Origin of the sequence: Pseudomonas sp. PONIH3 (assembly GCF_002934345.1) — a bacterium.
Classification (GTDB): Bacteria; Pseudomonadota; Gammaproteobacteria; order Pseudomonadales; family Pseudomonadaceae; genus Aquipseudomonas; species Aquipseudomonas soli.
Genome location: NZ_CP026386.1, coordinates 2,483,222 through 2,504,716 on the forward strand (window position 1 = coordinate 2,483,222; position 21,495 = coordinate 2,504,716).

The following is a 21,495-nucleotide window of genomic DNA, read 5'->3' on the forward strand; positions in this document are numbered from 1 at the left end:
CACATGACTACGTTGTTCGACCCGATCACCCTGGGCGACCTGGAACTGCCCAACCGCATCATCATGGCCCCGCTGACCCGTTGCCGCGCCGACGAAGGCCGCGTGCCCAATGCGCTGATGGCCGAATACTACGTGCAGCGCGCCAGCGCCGGCCTGATTCTCAGCGAAGCAACCTCGGTCACGCCAATGGGCGTCGGCTATCCGGATACCCCCGGGATCTGGAACGACCAGCAGGTACGTGGCTGGCACAACGTGACCAAGGCCATCCACGGCGCGGGCGGGCGCATCTTCCTGCAACTGTGGCACGTCGGGCGCATCTCCCACCCGTCGTACCTCAACGGTGAACTACCGGTGGCCCCCAGCGCGATCCAGCCCAAGGGCCATGTCAGCCTGGTGCGCCCGCTCAGTGACTACCCGACCCCGCGCGCGCTGGAAACCGAAGAGATCGCCGACATCGTCGAGGCCTACCGCAGCGGCGCCGAGAACGCCAAGGCCGCCGGTTTCGACGGCGTGGAGATCCACGGTGCCAACGGCTACCTGCTCGACCAGTTCCTGCAGAGCAGCACCAACCAGCGCACCGACCGTTATGGCGGCTCGCTGGAGAACCGCGCGCGGTTGCTGCTGGAAGTGACCGATGCCGCCATCGAGGTGTGGGGCCCAGGCCGTGTGGGTGTGCACCTGGCGCCACGGGCCGATGCCCATGACATGGGCGACGCTGACCGTGCCGAGACATTCAGCTATGTGGCCCGGGAACTGGGCAAACGCGGCATCGCCTTCATCTGCTCGCGGGAAAAAGCGGCTGACGACAGCATCGGTCCGCTGATCAAGGCAGCGTTCGGCGGCCCCTACATCGTCAACGAGCGCTTTGACAAGGCCGGCGCCAACGCTGCCCTGGCCAGCGGTAAAGCCGATGCAGTGGCCTTCGGCATTCCGTTCATCGCCAACCCCGACCTGCCAGCGCGCCTGGCTGCCGATGCACCGCTCAATGCGCCGCATCCGGAGACGTTCTATGGCAAAGGCCCGGTTGGGTATATCGACTACCCACGGATGTAGGGGAATGCAGGACTTGTAGAAGCGGGCTTGCCCGCTTCTACAAGTGGATACCTGCGAACGATCAGAAGTTGTAGCGCAAGCCCAGGTTCACCCCGTACGGCTGCTCGATATGCTCGCCATTGCTGTACTGGAACTCGCCATGCAGCTGCAACACTTCCGAGACCTGCGCCACCAGGCCCACTGCCACCTCGCCTCGGGTACCGGAGAGGTCGTTGGTGAAGTGGTTGTTGTTGACCTTGACCTTGTTGCTGTTGATGAACTCGTGGGCCGCCGCCACCTTGAGGTACGGTTGCAGGATGCTGCCATTGTCCAGCGCCAGGCTGCGCCCGACCTGCGCACCGACCTCGCCAAGCACCGAGTTGGCGCCATCGCTCTCGGCCCGCAGGCCGTTGTCCAGGGTATAGCTGTCGCCATCGACCCACAAAGCGGACAGCTGGGTGAACGGCTCGACATACCAGCCATCGTCCAGCTTGAAGTGCCGACCAACCTCAACCGAGGCCCCGAGACCGTCGTTGTGATACTCGCCCTTGGTCTTGCGACCATCGCTCATCACCACATCGTTGCGGTTACGGAAACGGTTGTACTTGAGCACGGCGTCGATGTAGTAGCCACTGTCGGCCATCCAGGTGCTGTAGGCGCCGACATAGTAACTTTTGATCTTGCCGGAAGAGCCGAGGCTGTAATCCAGGCCCGACTCGCTGTAGCCGCCCATCACCCCGAGCAACCAACGGCCATCGTAGCCAGGCAAGGTGCCGTCGGCGCCGAAGCTTACACCGTTCTGGTCCTGCTGGTAGGCCACGGCGCTACCCGCCGACAGGTTGTAGCGGTTGCCATAGCTGCGCATCCACAAGCCCTGGCCCTGGCCCAGGCGCAGTTCGCCCATGCGGCTGCGCAGCGACGACAGCTCGCCATACCACACGGTCGGCGCGGCGCTGAACATGCCCAACACCGCATGGGCACTCGGGGTCAGCACGTTGCCGGGCTTCTGCTTCAGGTACCAGTTGTCCTCACCGTCGCCTTTTTCCAAGGTGTAGAGGAAGGTGCCGAAATCGATCTCGTGCAACAGGCCAAACGTGGCATCACCGCCACCGGTCTCGACTATGCGATGTGGCGCCTGCCCTTCCACCGGGTCAACACCGGTGCTGGCGATGCTCAGTTGATGATTGCCCTCTGCCGCGCCAGTTACTTTCAGCAAGTCGCCGGTGCCGCTGGCCAGGTCGATGCCCATCACGAACACGCCCGAACCCTCGAGGCTGTCGAGTGTCAGCGTCTTGAAACCGGGCGTGGTATCCCGGTCGGTGAAATCGACGGTGCCGTCGTCCAGCGAGAGGTTGCCCACCTGCGCATCCTGGGTCATGGCCCAGCGACCGCCGCTCTCAAGCGTCAGGCTCTCCACGTTCACCAGGTTACCCCTGAGCGACGCCCCGTTGCGAAACAGCAGATTGGCCGTACTGGTGCCGTCGACAACCACGTCCCCGGACAACTGGCTGTTGTCTGCCGTGAAGTCGGCGGTCATGCCACGGGTGACCTCGAGGATGTTGCCATTGCCGCCGATGAGCCGGCTGTTGTTGCCCACGAGGATGTTTACCGTGCCTTTGTTGCCATCCGCGGAATCGCGCACAATGATGGCACTCCCCGTCTTGCCTTCGACGGTCGAGCCGTCCAGGGTCATGCTCGAGTCACTACCGCCAGTGGCCGTGGTGCCCTGGCGCAATTGCACCCCCTGGGTCTGTCCGGTAATGACCGAGCCTTGCAACGCGTTCAGAGTGCCGCCTAGCATGAAGGCACCGACCCCGGTCCTGCCGGTAAGGGCCGCAGCGGACAGGCTCAGGGTACTGCCCCCCGTGAACGACGCACCATTGTTGCCGACGATGGTGCCGCCTTGCACCTGCATGCTCGACTGGGTGTTGCCCGACACGCCGAAGGTTCCCCCGGAAACGGTCGCATCGACCAGGGCCGCACTGCTCTCGTCAGACAGGGCGACCCCCACCTGGGTGCCGCTACCGGCCACTTCCCCACCATTGACGACGAGAGTCGAACGGCTGCGCACATCGATGCCCTGCGTACTCCCCGTGGCAGTGACTTCCAAGGCCCCGCGGTTGCGCACCATATAGTCGTCCGCCACCGGGCCGCTGACCACTTCGGAACGGTTGTCGATAATCTGCGTTGCCTCGACCGCCCCGGTACTTGCCATCACCGCCAGGCCGACGGCGAGGCTCAGGGGTACTCTAGCGTGCTTTACCTTCATGTTGTTCTCCCGTCCCAGTTTCTCACCCGTGCTACCGAAAAGTTGAAATCAGCCACCTGGATGTAGCCAATTGGCCGCAGTCTCGACAAAAAAGGTAAAAACCTATGTAGGAGAATTCCTGTTTTTATATAGGCAAACACTGCCCCTTCTTACCAGTGCCCAGCACATCGCCGTGGCAATTGATATCAGTCGGGTTGGAATGACTTTACTTGGGAATACAACCTTGAACCGTCTACTTCGATGGAGTAACTGGCGAACACTTTCTTGCGTCTGTCAGTCTGGGGCCAGGCCGGATTCACCTTTATCAGGAAGGATCGCCCGTCCTTGTACACATCGAGAGTGGCCTCGCGCAGGGTGGGCTCAATTGCCGGATCCACTTCCCAGCGGATCTCGACTTTGTCTCCCTCTTTGATATTGGGATAGTTGAGGTTGAACCTTGGATTGTCTCCCCCGGAAGACAGGTACCCGGGGGCCGGTAGCTCCAGCGCCTGGGCAAGCACGGTCAACGCCAGGGCCTCCGACGTTGCCTCGGGCGGCTCACCACCACGCTCGACGAGGTACTTGACGTCAACCGTTGTTCCGATCGAGTCCAGCAACACCACCCGTGGCAACTGGAACACCACATCCCCAGGGGCTGTGATCACTTGCCACGGCATTTGGTAGGGGAAGTTCGGGCCGGTCCAGACCACTGCCACCTTGTCGCCAGTCGCCATGCCGGAGTATCGCGGAACCGTAACTTTCACATGTGACGCATTGGCAAAATCCTTATGGAAATCGAGCTGGTCGTTATCGTCCCCGAACGCCTTCTCCACCGAGGGGCGTCGCAAGTCGACCGGCACCACCAGTTTGCACGGGGCAGACTCGAACTTGGCGCCCCCCTTGGCGGTCAGTGCGTAGAACAACTCGAGCGTCCCGCCCACCAACTCGAGTACCAGGTCCTTCTCGACGAGGTGCTCGATATCGCCGACGCGTTCCACGGGCAAAGTCCAATCATGGTCGTGAGTAGCGCCATCCGCAGCAGTGCCTTTCCACCACACCGACACTTCGTCACCCACGGCCATATGTGCGTAGGCAGCGATGCGAATGGTTACGCCGTCGTCCGGCACATCATGCGGGTCGAGCCCCCCGCGACTGGCTTCATCCACACTGGGCGCGTCGAGTTCAAGGTTGCCCGATACAGTGATTTCCAGAACATGCGACTTGCGCCCCGCCTGGTCGTTGACCTGGTACTCCAACAATGCGCCCCCTTGCAATGCGGCGACCGCCAAGTCATTTTTCAACTCGAGCTCAATGCCGGCGGTGACTTCCTGCTGGGTCACGGTATGGGGTTGGTCTACGGGGTCCAGGCGCTCCTGCTTGGCATTGACACCCGTCCAGGTCAGCTTCAGCTGATCGCCGGCTGTAATATCGCGGTAAGGTTCAATCCTGACTTTGAGCGGCGTACCCTCCAGGGCGTTGAAATCGATGTTGCCGTCCTCGTCGGCATCCAAGGCCACCGGCGCGTCCAGGGTACGCTCGGCAAGATCCACCTTGGCGTAGGCCTCTCGCGACCACAGCGAGCGATTATTGACCTCGTCGCGAATTTCATAGCGAACGATGAGCTGTTCGACACTGCCGACCTCTTCGATGATGTCCTGGCCGACCGTGACAGGGAAAGAATCCGCGCCTGAAGGCACCGGCCCCTTTATGGATTTGCCATGCCATTGGAGCTCGTAGCAATCGTTCGGCCCACGATTGGGGTAGCCGCCCATGATGATGGCCTCTACTCCCTTGGCAGCCTGGTCAGCATCGATGAAAGGCGGGATGCCCCCCGGCATATCCAGGTTCTCGTTGAAGGAGGTGCTGGGATCGGGGTCGACACCGCCGGGCAAGCTGCGCTTGACCATGACATCAAGCTTTAACGAATCGTCCTCCTGCTCACCGATATCGTCTTTCCACTTGTACCAGACGACGCCAGCACCGTCGGGAATCTTCGACGGTGGTACGTCGAAATCAAGATAGGTACCGGATTCGATACCGAGTGCCTGCGCCTTGCGAACTCGCTTGACCACCGACGGGCTTACCGTCTTGCGCTCTATTTCATCGTCGTTCCAATACAGCGTGACGAGGTCGTTCGGTTGCATGTGGATTGCCAGCACTTGGACCTTCAACGGCGACTGCTCATCATCCAGCAAGCGCAAGCCAATCCCCCTGCCCTTAAAAGCCTGAGGGATCACAGGTTCAGGCAGTTGCGCGACGTGTTTACCGACAGCGGGGCGATTGCGCGACAGTTCTTCGGACATGGCCTTTGCCTCCCAGGTAGTGCCCCCTGGCGAGCAGGCGCTCGCCAGGGATATGGCTTCAGAAGCGTTGAGTGGGAATTGGGCAATTATCCTGCCCAGCCTCACGCACGGAGACTGGCGTAGGTTGATGCGCCGCCGCCACCGAGCCGAAAACGTTACTGGCGGTGTAGCTCACGTGCAGGTGACCTCGACAAACCATGTAGGCATATTGGCGCTTGAGCGCCAGCACTACCTCACCCTCGTCAATATGGTGCTGCTCGATGCGGAACGACGGCCCGCTCACCGGGAAGCCGGGAATCGGATCTTCTGGCATCCCAAGGCCGCGCTTTCCATCGACCGTGATCACGATCACATCGCCGGGCGCCATACCTTTGTAGCCAGCGATACGCACCGGCAGCTCTCGTTGTGCCTCCTCCCGGCCAATGGCACCGTTGCCATTCAGTTTGGTGAACTCCAGCGAAGGCAGTGGCCCCCCTTGCCCCGGCAACTCGTCAGCGCGCAGGACCTCGACCAGCTTCGGGGGTGAAAACGAGGTGTTTTCCGGCCCTCCTGTTTCAGTTTCCCGGGTGACTGCATAGGCCATTACCACTTGGCCGCTGGGCTCGGCACCCAACAACGCTGCTGGCACCGCACGGACGATAGGTAGCTGCTCAGACGCCTCGTGCGCAGTGACCGAATCGAGCGGATGAGGCGATTGGTTCCCCCACCACAGTGCGAGTTTGTCCCCCTCGGCCAGGACTTCCCTAGCACTGAGCCCCTCCCACGCAATGGTAACCTCGGCGCCTGCCGCGACATCCTCGGGATCCAGCTTGTCGTCCTGGCCTGAGCTACCACCTTTGATCGTGGCGGGCACCAGGTCGTCATGCCCGGGCGTTTCCGGATCAGGGTCGGGGCCACCTGGCACCCGTAGATCGACCTCTACATTCGCGGCGCCATCCGATGTACCGATCAACGAACCGGCTCGCCACAGTTCATAGGCAACGGCCACCGGGCCGTACTCCGTTTCCGCGCTGGTCAGCGGGTAGGGCAGCTTGAGCACCATCAGTGGATCCGGCGCTGGCGGAATCTGGTTGACCCGCTGCGGCGCGTCACGTTGGCTCCCCCACAACACGACGATCTCGTCACCCACCGCGACGCTGGTGATCTGGGGAACATGCACGTCCACACCCGCCCGGGCATCCGCCTCGAGGACAGGTGGATCACCGCCAGCATCGAAACCTGGCACTTCGGGAACCGGCAGCAGGTCCGGGATATCCGTCAACAGCAACTCGAGCGTGTCGTGCGGGACCGAAGCCAGCGACACGTTCCCCGCCCGGTCGGTCGACTGGTAGGTGAAGGTGATGGGTTTTCTGTCGTCCAACTTCTGCAAGTCGATCAAAGGCAATGGCACGGTAGTGGGATCAGTTGCGCTAAAAACGGTGATCGGCCCGATCGGTACCTTGTTGGTACCATCGGTCATGGTGACCACGATCTGGTCACCCACCTGCTGCGACACATATCCCTTGACCTCGGTATCCAACAGGCCGGAGGTGAAGTCTCCCACCAGAATGCGCCTTCTCTCCTCCACCACCTTGGGAAACTGCAGTTTGGCCAAGGCTCCATCGCTGCCTCCCGGAGCCTCTCGGTCGATGCGCACAAGGCGCCGGGGCCCTAAATCCCAACGGTCATCCGGGAACGGTTGTACGTCATAGCCCAGGCGAAACCGCGCATCCTCTCCATCAGCCACCGAGGCCCAATACGTGGCAGGCACGCTGAGCTCGAATTTAAAATCAGGGTTTGCCTGTTCTGCCTGAGCTATGGAGTGGAAAGCGCCAGGAATGTTATCGAGACGCACGTCGTCCCATGTCAATGCGATGATGTAATCGACCTCGGACTCTGGCCAGTTCGGTACCTTTACCTTTAGCGCGTCTTCTTGCTTGGTTTTAGGCAGCAATTCCATCTTTCCGGTACCGTCATCAATCAGATCTTCAACAATGGCCTCGCCCATCGCGAGTTTCGGAAAAACCAGCGTCGAAGTCTTCTTTACTTTTGCGCTGCTGATCAACGGGTGAGCAGGCGTATTCATGGCAACCTCCCCTTGCATTTGGCGTGTTCAGGCGTGTGCTGTTGTGAGCGTGGATTGCGCGGTACCTGAATGTAGGCTCCACCCCGGTGTCATTGGCCCGGATGATGCTCAGCTCCGGATGACGCGGTGCCGAGATCGTGATCGCGGCTGCTTGGCCACCACCGTCTGGGTGAAGCAGTAATAACAAAGTCCATCCAGGCCCACACCTGACAGAAATGCTAGGTGCGCGCTGCCATAGGCCTGAAAGCTGACGCTGCTGCGCCCAGGTTTACGCGCACCTGGGGCTTGCAAGAGGCGGCTGAAACCACTGTGGACAAACCACGAGCAAGCCCCGCGCGTAGATCACGCACGGAGCTTCAAAATAGGCAGGGAAGTAGAGCAGGCGCGTAGAAGCGCGCTCAAGGACGGGAGTTAATCTGCTGCTGCAGGTTCTGGATCTGGCTCTGCAGCGTGCTGATGTTGCGGGTTACCTGCCCGCGGAAGGCATCGAATTCCTGCACCGAGGCGCCACCGGCCGTGGGCGTAGGGCGATTGTCCACCTGGCTCTTGAGCACCAGGATATCTTGCTCCAGACTCTCGATGGCGGCATTTGGGTTGCCCTGTTTCTTCAAAGTCGCCACGTCGTTGCTCAGGCTCTTGAGCTGGCCATCGAGCTTACCGCCATCCACCTGCCCCGATTTGAGCGCGGCCAGCTCGGCATTGAGGACCTTGAGTTGCGCCTGCAACTGGCTTTGCAGTTCAGTGACCGCCTTCTGCTGTTCACGGGTATCGGCCAGCACTTGCTCCAGGCGCTTGCCCAGGTCCCCCGCCTGCCCGGCGACGCCCAGCTGCTGCTTGCCCTGCTCGGCCAGGGAAGCCTGCAACTGGCGAATCTGCAACTTCAATGCCTCGCTGCCGGTGCTGTTGCTGGACTCACTGGCGTCGACCTTGCCGCTGATCACCTGCAAGCGCCCGGCGGCCTCTTCACTGATACGGGCAAAGCTTTCCTGGGTCGCGACCAGCTGTTGCTCCATCAGGGTGATCTGCTGGAAGCTCCACCAGCCAAGCCCGGCCAGGGCGATGAACGAGGCGCCCAGCAATGTCCACAGCGGGCCATTGCTACGCGGCCGCACCGCCTTCTGGCGGCTACGGGCCACATGGGCAGGCAGCAATTCATCGTCATCAGGGGTGCCGGCACGCAGGGTGGGCACGTCGTCGAAATCATCGTGGGCGTCGTTACGCATGGGTGCATTCAACCGCGGTGGTAGCAAAGAGGCATGAGTATAAACCGCCAGGGCGGCGCACTGATGACCATCATCCCGCGCACAGGTTCAGCGTTGCCCGTGTTGCGCCTGCCACCAGCTGCAGAATTCATCCAGCGCCGCCCACACATCGGTTCCGGGCCGGTAGTCCAGATACTGGCGGGCGCGGCTGATATCGAGGGTGAAATCCGTGCTCATCACCTGCACCGCCGTGCGGCTCAGGGTCGGTTGCGGGCGCCCGGGCCAAAGCAGACAGGCAGCCTCGTTGAGCGCCCCCAGACTGTAGGCCAGGGCAGGTGAACGATAGCGGGTGACCTGGGGTAGCTGCATGCGGCGCATCACGTAGTTGACCACATCCCACAGCGGCAGTGGCTGGCCGTTGCTGATGTTGTAGGCCTGGCCCAAAGCCTGGTCCTCGGCGAACAGCGCGCTGAACAGTGCCTGGTTGAGGTTGTGCACACTGGTGAAGTCGACCTTGTTCAGGCCATTGCCGATGATCGCCACACGCCCCTTGGCCTGCATGCGCATCAGCCGTGGGAAGATGCTCGCATCGCCGGCCCCGGTGACGAAGCGCGGGCGCAGCGCCAGCACCTCCAGGCCGAACTCCTGGGCGCCGAACACCTTCTGCTCGGCCAGGTGTTTGGTCAGCGCGTAATGGTCATGGAATCGACGCGGTACCTGGTCCTCGCGGACATCCATACGCGAGCGGCCGGTGAAGTAGATCGACGGCGACGACAGGTGTACCAGGCGCCGCACATGCTCCTTGATGCAGCCTTCGACCACGTTCTCGGTGAGCACCACGTTGCCTTGGTGGAAGTCCTGATAGCGGCCCCAGGTGCCCACTGCGCCGGCGCAGTGCACCACCGCGTCCACCCCCTGGCACAGGCGCCGGGCCAGTTCGGCGTCGCCCAGGTCGCCGGGGATGAACTGCGCCCCACGCTTGACCAGATGCTCCACACCCTCTGCCCGCCGGCCGTTGACCCGCACCTCCAGGCCCTGCTCCAGGGCGAAACGCGCAAAGCGCCCGCCGATGAAGCCGCTCGCGCCGGTGACCAGAATTCGCATGTAAGACTCCGCCTTGCTCTATTTCAGATGCAGCTGACGCTTGAAGTGCCTACAAGGGCACCAGCCAATTCCGCGCCGAATGGCGCAGGTGCTCGGTCAACTGGGCGAGCAACTGCCCGCCGTTGCGCCAATGATGCCAGTACAAGGGCACATCGATGGGGGTATCTGCACAGATCTCCACCAGCTCACCACGCACCAGCTGCTTGGCCACCTGTCGCTCCGGCACCAGCCCCCAGCCGAGGCCGGCTTCTGTCATGCGCATGAAACCTTCGGATGAGGGGCAAAGGTGGTGCAGGAAACCTTCCTGCACACCCAACGACGCCAGGTAGCGATGCTGCAGGAAATCGTCAGGCCCGAACACGACAGCCGGGGCGCGGGCCAGGCGCTCGACCGCGAACCCGTTGGGAAAGTAACGCGCCATGAACGCGGGACTGGCCAGCGCCCGATAGCGCATCAAGCCCAACGGCAAGCTGCGCGCTCCGGCCACCGGCCGTTCGCTGCCACACAGGCAGGCCGCCACTTCACCGGCGCGCATGCGTTTCAGACCGACGTCCTGGTCCTCGACCACCAAATCGAGCAGCACCTGCTGCTCGGCGCAGAACGGCCCCACCGCCCCGGCCCACCAGGTTGCCAGGCTATCGGCGTTGAGGGCGATGCGCAGGCGCTCGGGCATGCCCTCCTCGTCCAGTGCCGGCACCTGGCCTTGCAGATCGCGCTCGAGCAGGCGCACCTGCTGCACATGGTTGAGCAACTGGCGCCCGACTTCCGTCGGGCTCGGTGGCGTGGCGCGCACCAGCACCGGCTGGCCAACCCGTGCCTCGAGCAGCTTTATGCGTTGCGAGATGGCCGATTGCGACAATCCCAGTACCTGGGCGGCGCGCTCGAAGCCGCCTTGCTCGATCACCGCGGCGAGGGCGGCGAGCAATTTGTAGTCGAACATCGATTTCTCTAATGACTGATCAGCTATATTTGTTTTTCTTATACCGCCGCAACCGCCAGAATGGCCACATCTTTCTTGGTAACCCGCGCCGATCCCGCATCGGCGCCATTGGAGTGTTCCCGCTATGTGGCAAAGCTATCTCAACGGCATGCTGGTGGCCTTCGGCCTGATCATGGCCATCGGCGCGCAGAACGCCTTCGTCCTGGCACAAAGTCTGCGCCGTGAACACCATCTGCCAGTGGCGGCACTGTGCATCGTCTGCGATGCCCTGCTGGTCGCCGCCGGGGTGTTCGGTCTGGCCACGGTGCTGGCGCACAACCCGACACTGCTGGCCGTGGCCCGCTGGGGCGGTGCGCTGTTCCTGATCTGGTACGGCGCCAAGGCCCTGCGCAGCGCCTGCTCGAAACAGAGCCTGCAGCATCAGGAAGGCCAGGGCATGCGTTCGCGCCGCGCGGTGCTGCTCAGCGCCCTGGCGGTGACCCTGCTCAATCCGCACGTCTACCTTGATACCGTGTTGCTGATCGGCTCCCTCGGCGCCCAGCAGGCCGTGCCCGGCGCCTACGTGGCCGGCGCCGCCAGTGCCTCGCTGGTATGGTTCTCGACCTTGGCGATCGGCGCCGCCTGGCTGGCACCGTGGCTGGCACGTCCGGCGACCTGGCGCATGCTGGACCTGATGGTGGCGGTGATGATGTTCGCGGTGGCGGCGCAGTTGATCTTCAACTGACGCCGCGAAAAAACCGGGTATCCCACGCAGGGCTACGACAGTCAAGCAGCCCACCTGTCGGCCCCAGCCAACCGCTCTGGAACCTCTATTCCCTATAGATGTTGCGTGGTTAAGCGCCGAGGCCGGTGCTATGATCCAGCCCTTGCGTCGCAAAGAGTACAAACTCGCCGACGCTCACCGGGCCGCCCGTGATCGGCCTTGCGCATACCGCGAACAGACCTGAATCAGGAGATCCACCATGGCTTTTGAATTGCCGCCGCTGCCATACGCCCACGATGCCCTGCAGCCGCACATCTCCAAGGAAACCCTGGAGTATCACCACGACAAGCACCACAACACCTATGTCGTGAACCTGAACAACTTGGTCCCAGGCACCGAATTCGAAGGCAAGACCCTCGAAGAGATCGTCAAGAGCTCCTCCGGCGGTATCTTCAACAACGCCGCTCAAGTCTGGAACCACACCTTCTACTGGAACTGCCTGGCGCCGAACGCCGGCGGCCAACCAACTGGCGCTCTGGCCGAGGCCATCAACACCGCCTTCGGTTCCTTCGACAAGTTCAAGGAAGAGTTCACCAAGGTCTCCGTCGGCACCTTCGGCTCCGGCTGGGGCTGGCTGGTGAAGAAGGCCGACGGCTCCCTGGCCCTGGCCAGCACCATCGGCGCCGGCAACCCGCTGACCAGCGGCGACACCCCGCTGCTGACTTGCGACGTCTGGGAACACGCCTACTACATCGACTACCGCAACCTGCGTCCGAAGTATGTCGAGGCGTTCTGGAACCTGGTCAACTGGAAGTTCGTTGCCGAGCAGTTCGAAGGCAAGACCTTCAAGGCCTGATTGTTCGCCAAGCCTGCAAAAAGACCCGGCCTCGTGCCGGGTTTTTTGTTGCCTGCCATGACGCTAGCGCCAAGCAAGCTCGCTGCCCCCAGGGCCAACCTGACAGAATTGCCTGCAACCCATCCGTGCGCTCTTGCTCAGCCCGCATAGCGCGCTAACATCAACCTTCTGGAAAGTTGACGCAGCGCACTCAAGTCGCATGACCGCTCAACCGATATAGAGCCAAGGGCAGATCCGTCGACGGACGTGTTGCCTGCCGGGGCATTCGGTCGATAGTCTGTCGCCATGGTTGATGGCAAAATAATGGCATGCGCATGGATTAAGGAAACCCCATTGAAGCTGGAATTCCGAAACAGCTTATCGGTCAAGTTGCTGCGGGTCGTACTGCTCTCGGCATTGGCTGTCGGCGTCGTACTCAGCTGTGCGCAGATCGTCTATGACGCCTACAAGACCCGCCAGTCGGTGAACAACGACGCCCAGCGCATCCTCGACATGTTCCGCGACCCCTCGACGCAGGCGGTGTACAGCCTCGACCGGGAAATGGGCATGCAGGTGATGGAAGGCCTGTTCCAGGACGGCTCGGTACGCATGGCCTCCATCGGCCACCCCAACGAAACCATGCTCGCGGAAAAGTCCCGGCCACTGCAGGACATGTCCATGCGCTGGCTGACCGACCTGATCCTCGGCCAGGAGCGCACCTACACCACGCAACTGGTCGGCCGCGGCCCCTACAGTGAATACTACGGCGACCTGAGCATTACCCTCGACACCTCCGCCTATGGCGAGGGTTTCCTGGTCAACGCGGTGATCATCTTCATCTCCGGCGTGCTGCGCGCCCTGGCCATGGGCCTGGTGCTGTATCTGGTGTACCACTGGCTGCTGACCAAGCCGCTGTCGAAGATCATCGAGCACCTGACGCAAATCAACCCCGACCGCCCCAGCCAGCACCAGATCCCCTTGCTCAAGGGGCACGAGCGCAACGAACTGGGCATCTGGGTCAACACCGCCAACCAGTTGCTGGCCTCCATCGAACGCAACACCCACCTGCGCCACGAGGCCGAGAACAGTCTGCAGCGCATGGCCCAGTACGATTTTCTCACCGGCCTGCCCAATCGCCAGCAACTGCAGCAGCAACTGGACAAGATCCTCATCGACGGTGGCCGCCTGCAACGCCGTGTCGCCGTGCTGTGCGTGGGCCTGGACGACTTCAAGGGCATCAACGAGCAGTTCAGCTACCAGGTCGGCGACCAGCTGCTGCTGGCGCTGGCCGACCGCCTGCGCGCCCACAGCGGGCGCCTCGGCGCCCTGGCCCGGTTGGGTGGCGACCAGTTCGCCCTGGTCCAGGCCAATATCGAACAGCCCTACGAAGCCGCCGAGCTGGCCCAGAGCATCCTCGATGACCTCGAGGCGCCCTTCGACCTCGACCACCAGCAGATCCGCCTGCGCGCCACCATCGGCATCACCCTGTTCCCCGAGGACGGCGACAGCACTGAGAAGCTGCTGCAAAAGGCCGAGCAGACCATGACCCTGGCCAAGGCCCGCTCGCGTAACCGATACCAGTTCTATATCGCCAGCGTCGACAGTGAGATGCGCCGCCGCCGCGAACTGGAAAAGGACCTGCGCGAAGCCCTGCCGCGCAACCAGCTGTACCTGGTGTACCAGCCGCAGATCAGCTACCGCGACCACCGCGTGGTAGGCGTCGAAGCCTTGCTGCGCTGGCAGCACCCGGAGCTGGGCATGGTCCCGCCCGACCAGTTCATTCCCCTGGCCGAGCAGAACGGCAGCATCATCAGCATCGGCGAGTGGGTGCTCGACCAGGCCTGCCGGCAGTTGCGCGAATGGCACGACCAGGGCTTCAGCGAGCTGCGCATGGCGGTCAACCTGTCCACCGTGCAACTGCACCACAACGAGCTACCGCGGGTAGTCAACAACCTGCTGCAGGCCTACCGCCTGCCACCGCGCAGCCTGGAGCTGGAAGTCACCGAGACCGGCCTGATGGAAGACATCAGCACCGCCGCCCAGCACTTGCTGAGCCTGCGCCGCTCCGGGGCGTTGATCGCCATCGACGACTTCGGCACCGGTTACTCCTCGCTCAGCTACCTGAAATCGCTGCCGCTGGACAAGATCAAGATCGACAAGAGCTTCGTCCAGGACCTGCTCGACGACGATGACGACGCCACCATCGTTCGCGCCATCATCCAGCTGGGCAAGAGCCTGGGCATGCAGGTGATCGCCGAAGGCGTGGAAACCGCCGAACAGGAGACCTACATCATCGCCCAGGGCTGCCATGAGGGTCAGGGCTACCACTACAGCAAGCCGCTGTCCGCGCGCGAACTGACCAACTTCCTCAAGCAGGCGCAACGCAACCAGGTTTCCGCGTTGTAACCCCCACCAATCTCGGCCAAGCAGGGCAAGCGGGCGTTTGCATGAAATGCGCGCCCGCCCCTTTACAGCAAATGCAAATCTTTCGCATGATGTTGCGGTTTCGCGTGCCACGGCGCACGGTCCACCCATGGTCCAACCACACGACGCAGGAAACCAACAATGATTCGAATGCCTCTGGCCTCCGCCAGTCTGCTGGCCATCGCCATCGCCCTCGCCGGTTGCGGCGAAGGCAATGACGACAAGGCCGCCGCACCGCAAGCCCAGACATCTGCCGCTGTCACCACCGCGGCACCAGGGGCTGTCGATGAAGCCGCCGCCAAGGCCGTGGTCAAGCACTACGCCGAGATGGTCCATGCCGTGTACAGCGACTCGCTGAGCACCGCCAAGCAGTTGCAGACTGCCGTCGACGCCTTCCTCGCCAAGCCCGACGACCAGACGCTCAAAGCCGCCCGGGACGCCTGGGTCGCCTCGCGCGTACCCTACCTGCAGAGCGAAGTCTTCCGCTTCGGCAACACCATCATCGACGACTGGGAAGGCCAGGTGAACGCCTGGCCCCTGGACGAAGGCCTGATCGACTACGTCGACAAGAGCTATGAGCACGCCCTGGGCAACCCGGCGGCCAACGCCAACATCATCGCCAACACCGAGATCCAGGTGGGCGAAGACAAAATCGACGTAAAGGACATCACCCCCGAGAAGCTGGCCAGCCTGAACGAGCTGGGCGGTTCCGAAGCCAACGTCGCCACCGGCTACCACGCCATCGAATTCCTGCTCTGGGGCCAGGACCTCAACGGCACCGGCCCAGGCGCGGGCAACCGCCCGGCCTCCGACTACCTCGAAGGCAAAGGTGCCACCGGCGGGCACAACGACCGTCGCCGTGCCTACCTGAAGGCGGCCACCGACCTGCTGGTCAAGGACCTTGAGGAAATGGTCGGCAACTGGGCGCCGAACGTCGCCGACAACTACCGCGCCAGCCTGGAAAAAGAGCCGGCCAACGATGGCCTGCGCAAGATGCTGTTCGGCATGGGCAGCCTGTCGCTGGGCGAACTGGCGGGCGAGCGCATGAAGGTCTCGCTGGAGGCCAATTCGCCGGAAGATGAACACGACTGCTTCAGCGACAACACCCACTACTCGCACTTCTACGACGCCAAGGGCATCCGCAACGTCTACCTGGGCGAGTACACCCGTGTCGACGGCAGCAAGCTGAGCGGCCCGAGCCTGTCGTCGCTGGTGGCCAAGGCCGACCCGGCCACCGACGCCACCCTCAAGGCCGACCTGGAAGCCACCGAAGCCAAGATCCAGGTGATCGTCGACCACGCTCTCAAGGGCGAGCACTACGACCAGCTGATCGCCGCCGACAACGCCGCCGGCAACCAGATCGTGCGTGACGCCATCGCTTCCCTGGTCAAGCAGACCGGCGCGATCGAGCAGGCCGCGGGCAAGCTGGGCATCGACAACCTGAACCCGGACACCGCCGATCACGAATTCTGATCAGCGTTGCGGTTCAGCAGAGGCGGCCTTCGGGCCGCCTTTTTCATTTCCGTGTTCGGGAGCGGAATGGGTGGTCGCGGACATTTCCAGGTAAAGCCTATTTCATCTGGTAATTGCAAATTGCTCTTATTCAATCCCCCCTGGCCTGATAAGCTTGCACGCCGGTTTTTCGCCCATGCCCAGGATTGTCGATGTCCTTGCTCCGCCTAAGCCCTCTGCTGCTGGCCTTCGCCCTCGCCGCCTGTGACGACGCCCCGCGTTTCACCCAGGCCGAGCCCGGCGAGGCGCTCTCCGGCGGCAAGGCGACGGTGCAGCGCAGCGATCGCAACGCCTACTCGCTGCCCTCGGCCAACCTCACGCCCGAGCGGCGCCTGGACTTCGCCGTGGGCAACAGCTTCTTCCGCAACCCCTGGGTAATCGCCCCCTCCACAACTACCGCCCGCGATGGCCTCGGCCCGTTGTTCAACACCAACGCCTGCCAGAACTGCCACGTGCGCGATGGTCGCGGCCATCCGCCGGAGCCAGACGACAGCAACGCGGTGTCGATGCTGGTGCGTCTGTCGATCCCCGACCAGCCGTACTACGCCCAGGTGATCGAGCGCCTGGGGGTAGTCCCGGAGCCCGTCTACGGTACCCAGTTCCAGGACATGGCCATCCCCGGCGTGGCCCCGGAAGGCAAGGTCCGCGTGACCTACGACAACCACAATGTCACCTTCGCGGACGGCCACCAGGTCGAACTGCGACGCCCGACCCTGCGAATCAGCCAGCTCGGCTACGGCCCGCTGCACCCCGACACACGCTTCTCCGCCCGGGTCGCTCCGCCGATGATCGGCCTGGGCCTGCTTGAAGCCATCCCCGAAGCCGACCTGCTGGCCAACGAGGATCCCGACGACCACAACCGCGACGGTATCCGTGGCCGCGCCAACCGCGTGTGGGACGATGCCCAGGGCAGGACCGTGGTCGGCCGCTTCGGCTGGAAGGCAGGACAGCCAAACGTCAACCAGCAGAACGTGCACGCCTTCGCCGGCGACATGGGCCTGACCACCACCCTGTTGCCCAAGGACGACTGCACCGCAGCGCAGCTCGATTGCCTGGCCGCGCCCAATGGCAATGGCCAGGGCGGCGAAAAGGAGGTCAGCGACAATATCCTGCGCCTGGTCACCTTCTACACCCGCAACCTTGCCGTGCCGGCCCGGCGCAACGTCGATGCGCCGCAGGTATTGTCCGGCAAGAACCTGTTCTACCAGGCTGGTTGCCAGGGCTGCCACACCCCGCAATTCACCACCGCCGCCAATGCGGCCGAGCCGGAACTGGCCAACCAGGTGATCCGCCCCTACAGCGACCTGCTGCTGCACGACATGGGCCCGGGCCTGAGTGACGAACGCACCGAATTTGCCGCCAACGGCCAGGACTGGCGCACCCCACCGCTGTGGGGCATCGGCCTGAGCGAAACCGTCAGCGGCCACAGCCAGTTCCTGCATGACGGCCGCGCCCGCAACCTGCTCGAGGCCGTGCTCTGGCACGGCGGCGAAGCCCAGGCGGCGCGCGACCATGTACTGACCTTCAATGCCGAGCAGCGCGCAGCGCTGCTGGCGTTCCTGAATTCACTTTAAACGCACAAGGAGCCGGGCATGTTCCGACCCAAACTGTTGTTCACCAGCCTCGCCGCACTCGCCTTGGGCGCCTGCTCGCCACAAGACCCACAGGCAGTGACCTCCGCGGCCATCGCCAAGCAGGTGATCCTGCCGACCTACAGCCGCTGGGTTGAGGCCGACCGGCAACTGGCCGCCAGCGCCTTGGCCTACTGTGAGGGCAAACAGGACCTCGAGACCGCCCGTGCCGACTTCCTCAACGCGCAAAAAGCCTGGGCCGAATTGCAGCCATTGCTGGTCGGCCCGCTGGCCGAAGGCAACCGTGCCTGGCAGGTGCAGTTCTGGCCGGACAAGAAAAACCTGGTCGGCCGCCAGGTCGAGCAACTGGTCAACGGCGAGCAGGCGGTCACCGTCGAATCGCTGGGCAAGGCCAGCGTCGTGGTCCGTGGCCTGTCCGCCTACGAATACATCCTGTTCGACAGCAAGCCAGACATCGCCAGCGCCGAACAGAAGGCCCGCTACTGCCCGCTGCTGGTCGCCATCGGCGAACACCAGAAGGCCTTGGCCGAAGAGATCCTCAAGGGCTGGAACAGCACCGACGGCATGCTGTCGCAGATGACCAAGTTCCCCAACCAGCGCTACGCCGACTCCCACGAGGCGATCGCCGACGTGCTGCGTGCCCAGGTCACCGCCCTGGACAGCCTGAAGAAAAAGCTCGGCGCGCCAATGGGCCGGCAGAGCAAGGGCATTGCCCAACCACTGCAGGCCGAGGCCTGGCGCAGCCACTCGTCGATCAAGAGCCTGGAAGCCTCGCTCAAGGCCGCCCAGACTGTCTGGGTCGGGGTCGACAACCAAGGCCTGCGCGGACTGCTGGCCAAGGACCAGACGGCACTGGCACAGAAGATCGACGACGCCTATGCTGCTGCGCTCAAGCTGCTGGCCGACAACCAGAAGACCCTCGGCGAACTGCTGGCCGATGACGCCGGCAAGCAGACCCTCAACCAAATCTACGATGCCCTCAACGTCGTCCACCGCCTGCACGAAGGCGAGCTGGCCAAGGCGCTGAACATCCAGCTGGGCTTCAACGCCAACGACGGTGACTGATCATGCTGCGACGCCAGGCCCTGAAACTCGGTAGCGTTCTGCTCAGCGCCCTCACCCTGGGTGGCTGGAGCCTGTTCCGCGGCAAAGGCAGCGAACCCTTGCTGCTTTCGGCCCGCGACGACGGCGACGGCAAGCACTACGCCGTCGGCTTCCGCCTGGACGGCACCCAGGTGTTCAGCACCCAGGTGGCCCAGCGTTGCCATGCGATCATCAACCACCCGACGCTGCCCATCGCGCTGTTCGTCGCGCGCCGACCCGGCACCGAGAGCTATCTGGTCGACCTGCGTGACGGGCGCCTGCTGCAGACCCTCGCCTCACAGCCCGACCGGCACTTCTATGGCCATGCGGTAATCCACAAGGGTGGCGAGTGGCTGTATGCGACCGAGAACGACACCAGCGACCCAGGCCGTGGCGTACTGGGCGTCTACCGCTTCGAGGGCGAGCGCCTGGTGCACAGCGGCGAGATCCCCACCCACGGCATCGGGCCCCATGAAGTGGCCTGGCTGCCCGATGGCGAGACCCTGGTGGTGGCCAACGGCGGCATCCGCACCGAGGCCGAGAGCCGGGTGGAGATGAACCTCGACGCCATGGAGCCGAGCCTGGTGCTGATGCAGCGTGACGGCACGCTGCTGAGCAAGGAGACCCTGGCCCAGCAGATGAACAGCGTGCGTCACCTGGCAGTTGGCGATGATGGCACCATCGCCGCCTGCCAGCAGTTCATGGGTGGCTCGGAAGAAACCGCCGAACTGCTGGCAATCAAGCGCCCGGGCGAGCCGTTCCAGGCCTTCCCGGTGCCGGAGCGCCAGCTGCAATCGATGGCCCAGTACACCGCCAGCGTCGCCATCCACAGCGACCTGCGCCTGGTGGCGCTGACCGCGCCGCGGGCCAACCGACTGTTCATCTGGGACCTGGACAGCGGCGCAGTCAAACTTGATGCGCCGATGCCCGATTGCGCCGGGGTCGGAGCGGTGAAGGATGGTTTCGTAGTCACCTCCGGGCAAGGCCGCTGCCGCTTCTATGATTGCCGCCAGGCGCAGTTGATCGGGCAACCGATGGACCTGCCTTCAGGCTTTTGGGATAACCATCTGCACCTGGTCTGATCGCTCTATTGCCTGCACCGGCCCCATCGCCGGCAAGCCCCACACCAGCAACACCCTCCTGTGGGAGCCGGCTTGCCGACGATGGGGCCACAACAGGCAATCTATCTCCTCCCCTTTTCCAGAAAACCGACAATACTTGCCCCATCGCACGTGGGCCGGATCGCCCGTGGTCGTGCCCGACGAACAACAAAATCCACCTCCAGGGAACCGGACCATGTTGCGCCGCCGCATGCTGATCATGTTGGCCGTCGTCCTGCTGATCGTGTTGATCCTGGGGGGCATCAAGGCCTTTTCCATCTACCGGCAAGTGCAGATGTTCTCGCAGCCCAGGCCCCCGGTCAGTGTTGCCGCTGCCCAGGCCGAGCTACGCCAGTGGCAGGAGCGCATGCCGGCGGTCGGGAGCCTCAAGGCCTACCAGGGCGTTGAGTTGAGCCTTGAGGTGGCCGGGACGGTAAAGTCGCTGCATTTCGAATCCGGGCAACAGGTCAAGGCCGGCCAGTTGTTGCTGCAATTGGACAGCGACCAGGAAACCGCCCTGCTCGGCACCGCACAGACCGACCTGGGGCTGGCCAAGGTCGACTTCGGCCGCGGCAGCCAACTGGTCGGCGACTCGGCGATCTCCCGTGGCGAATATGACCGCCTGGCCAGCCAGTACCGGCGCAACCAGGCCGTGGTTGACCAGCTCAAGGCATCGCTGGCGAAAAAGAGCATCAGCGCTCCGTTCAGCGGCACCATCGGCATCCGCCAAGTGGACGTCGGCGCCTACCTGCCCAGCGGTACGGTGATCGCCACCCTGCAGGATCTGTCCAGTCTCTACGTCGACTTCAATGTGCCCGAGCAGGCGTTGCCACACCTGAGCCTCGGCCAGCGCGTGCTGGCCCAGGTGGCCGCCTACCCTGACCAGACCTTCCCCGCCAGCCTCAGCGCGATCAACCCCAAGGTCGAGGAAAGCACGCGCAACCTGATGGTCCGCGCCACCCTGGCCAACCCCGAAGGCAAGCTGCTGCCGGGCATGTTCGCCAGCCTGCAACTGTTGCTGCCCGACCCGCAACCGCAGGTCGTGGTGCCGGAAAACGCCATCACCTACACCCTCTACGGCAACTCGGTGTATCGCGTCAGCCCGAAAAAGGGCGAGGACGGCCAGCCGCTGCACGATGCCAACGATCAGCCGCAGCTGATCGCCGAACAACTCACCGTGCAGACCGGCGAGCGTCGCGACGGTTGGGTCGTGGTGCTCAAGGGCCTGCAGGCCGGTGACCAGGTCGTCACCGCGGGTCAGCTCAAGCTGAGCCCAGGCGCGGCGATCCGCATCAGCGCCGATTCAGCCCTGAAACCCGCCGCGCCTGGCGCGCAGTGAACGGGAGGCGGCC

Annotated in this window: 15 protein-coding genes; 9 read left to right on the forward strand and 6 right to left on the reverse strand. The window is 63.4% G+C overall.

The features are described from left to right. Positions 1-3 precede the first annotated feature (3 nt). Positions 4-1,053, forward strand: coding sequence for an alkene reductase (locus C3F42_RS11515; RefSeq protein ID WP_094010190.1), 1,050 nt, complete (start codon positions 4-6; stop codon positions 1,051-1,053). 61 nt (positions 1,054-1,114) lie between these two features. Here the strand turns inward: C3F42_RS11515 and C3F42_RS11520 are convergent, their stop codons facing one another. From C3F42_RS11520 to C3F42_RS11545, 6 genes are all read right to left on the reverse strand, one after another. Continuing rightward, a complete protein-coding gene (locus tag C3F42_RS11520; protein WP_094010191.1) occupies positions 1,115-3,301 on the reverse strand; it encodes an autotransporter outer membrane beta-barrel domain-containing protein in 2,187 nt (728 codons plus the stop codon). Positions 3,302-3,486: 185 nt separating this feature from the next. Beyond that, positions 3,487-5,583, reverse strand: a complete 2,097-nt coding sequence (locus C3F42_RS11525; RefSeq protein ID WP_094010192.1) for a hypothetical protein — start codon at positions 5,581-5,583, stop codon at positions 3,487-3,489. 58 nt (positions 5,584-5,641) lie between these two features. Beyond that, positions 5,642-7,648: a hypothetical protein gene (locus C3F42_RS11530; protein ID WP_143067515.1), complete on the reverse strand. Its 2,007-nt coding sequence runs from the start codon at positions 7,646-7,648 to the stop codon at positions 5,642-5,644. 398 nt (positions 7,649-8,046) lie between these two features. Then, positions 8,047-8,871 carry an ATPase gene (locus C3F42_RS11535; RefSeq protein WP_094010194.1) on the reverse strand — a complete coding sequence of 275 codons (825 nt, stop codon included), beginning with the start codon at positions 8,869-8,871 and terminating at the stop codon, positions 8,047-8,049. Between the two features lie 87 nt (positions 8,872-8,958). Further along, positions 8,959-9,954 carry an NAD(P)-dependent oxidoreductase gene (locus tag C3F42_RS11540; protein ID WP_094010195.1) on the reverse strand — a complete coding sequence of 332 codons (996 nt, stop codon included), beginning with the start codon at positions 9,952-9,954 and terminating at the stop codon, positions 8,959-8,961. 49 nt (positions 9,955-10,003) lie between these two features. Further along, a complete protein-coding gene (locus C3F42_RS11545; RefSeq protein ID WP_094010196.1) occupies positions 10,004-10,894 on the reverse strand; it encodes a LysR family transcriptional regulator ArgP in 891 nt (296 codons plus the stop codon). A 124-nt stretch (positions 10,895-11,018) separates the two neighbouring features. Between C3F42_RS11545 and C3F42_RS11550 the strand changes: the two genes are divergently transcribed. From C3F42_RS11550 to C3F42_RS11585, 8 genes are all read left to right on the forward strand, one after another. Beyond that, complete coding sequence (locus C3F42_RS11550) at positions 11,019-11,618, forward strand: LysE/ArgO family amino acid transporter (protein ID WP_094010197.1); 600 nt, start codon at positions 11,019-11,021, stop codon at positions 11,616-11,618. Between the two features lie 238 nt (positions 11,619-11,856). Beyond that, positions 11,857-12,453, forward strand: coding sequence for a superoxide dismutase (locus C3F42_RS11555; RefSeq protein WP_023630875.1), 597 nt, complete (start codon positions 11,857-11,859; stop codon positions 12,451-12,453). A 333-nt stretch (positions 12,454-12,786) separates the two neighbouring features. Then, positions 12,787-14,838 carry a bifunctional diguanylate cyclase/phosphodiesterase gene (locus C3F42_RS11560; RefSeq protein ID WP_038707431.1) on the forward strand — a complete coding sequence of 684 codons (2,052 nt, stop codon included), beginning with the start codon at positions 12,787-12,789 and terminating at the stop codon, positions 14,836-14,838. Between the two features lie 159 nt (positions 14,839-14,997). Further along, complete coding sequence (locus C3F42_RS11565) at positions 14,998-16,329, forward strand: imelysin family protein (protein ID WP_104444461.1); 1,332 nt, start codon at positions 14,998-15,000, stop codon at positions 16,327-16,329. Positions 16,330-16,514: 185 nt separating this feature from the next. After that, positions 16,515-17,942 (forward strand): di-heme oxidoredictase family protein, encoded by a 1,428-nt coding sequence (locus C3F42_RS11570; RefSeq protein WP_104444462.1) that lies wholly within the window; start codon positions 16,515-16,517, stop codon positions 17,940-17,942. 18 nt (positions 17,943-17,960) lie between these two features. After that, the gene (locus tag C3F42_RS11575; protein ID WP_104444463.1) at positions 17,961-19,025 is read left to right on the forward strand and encodes an imelysin family protein; all 1,065 of its coding nucleotides are present in this window, start codon (positions 17,961-17,963) and stop codon (positions 19,023-19,025) included. 2 nt (positions 19,026-19,027) lie between these two features. Further along, on the forward strand, positions 19,028-20,125 hold the full coding sequence (locus C3F42_RS11580; protein ID WP_104444464.1) for a DUF1513 domain-containing protein: 1,098 nt from the start codon (positions 19,028-19,030) through the stop codon (positions 20,123-20,125). 214 nt (positions 20,126-20,339) lie between these two features. Continuing rightward, positions 20,340-21,482, forward strand: a complete 1,143-nt coding sequence (locus C3F42_RS11585) for an efflux RND transporter periplasmic adaptor subunit (RefSeq protein ID WP_104444465.1) — start codon at positions 20,340-20,342, stop codon at positions 21,480-21,482. Positions 21,483-21,495 lie beyond the last annotated feature (13 nt).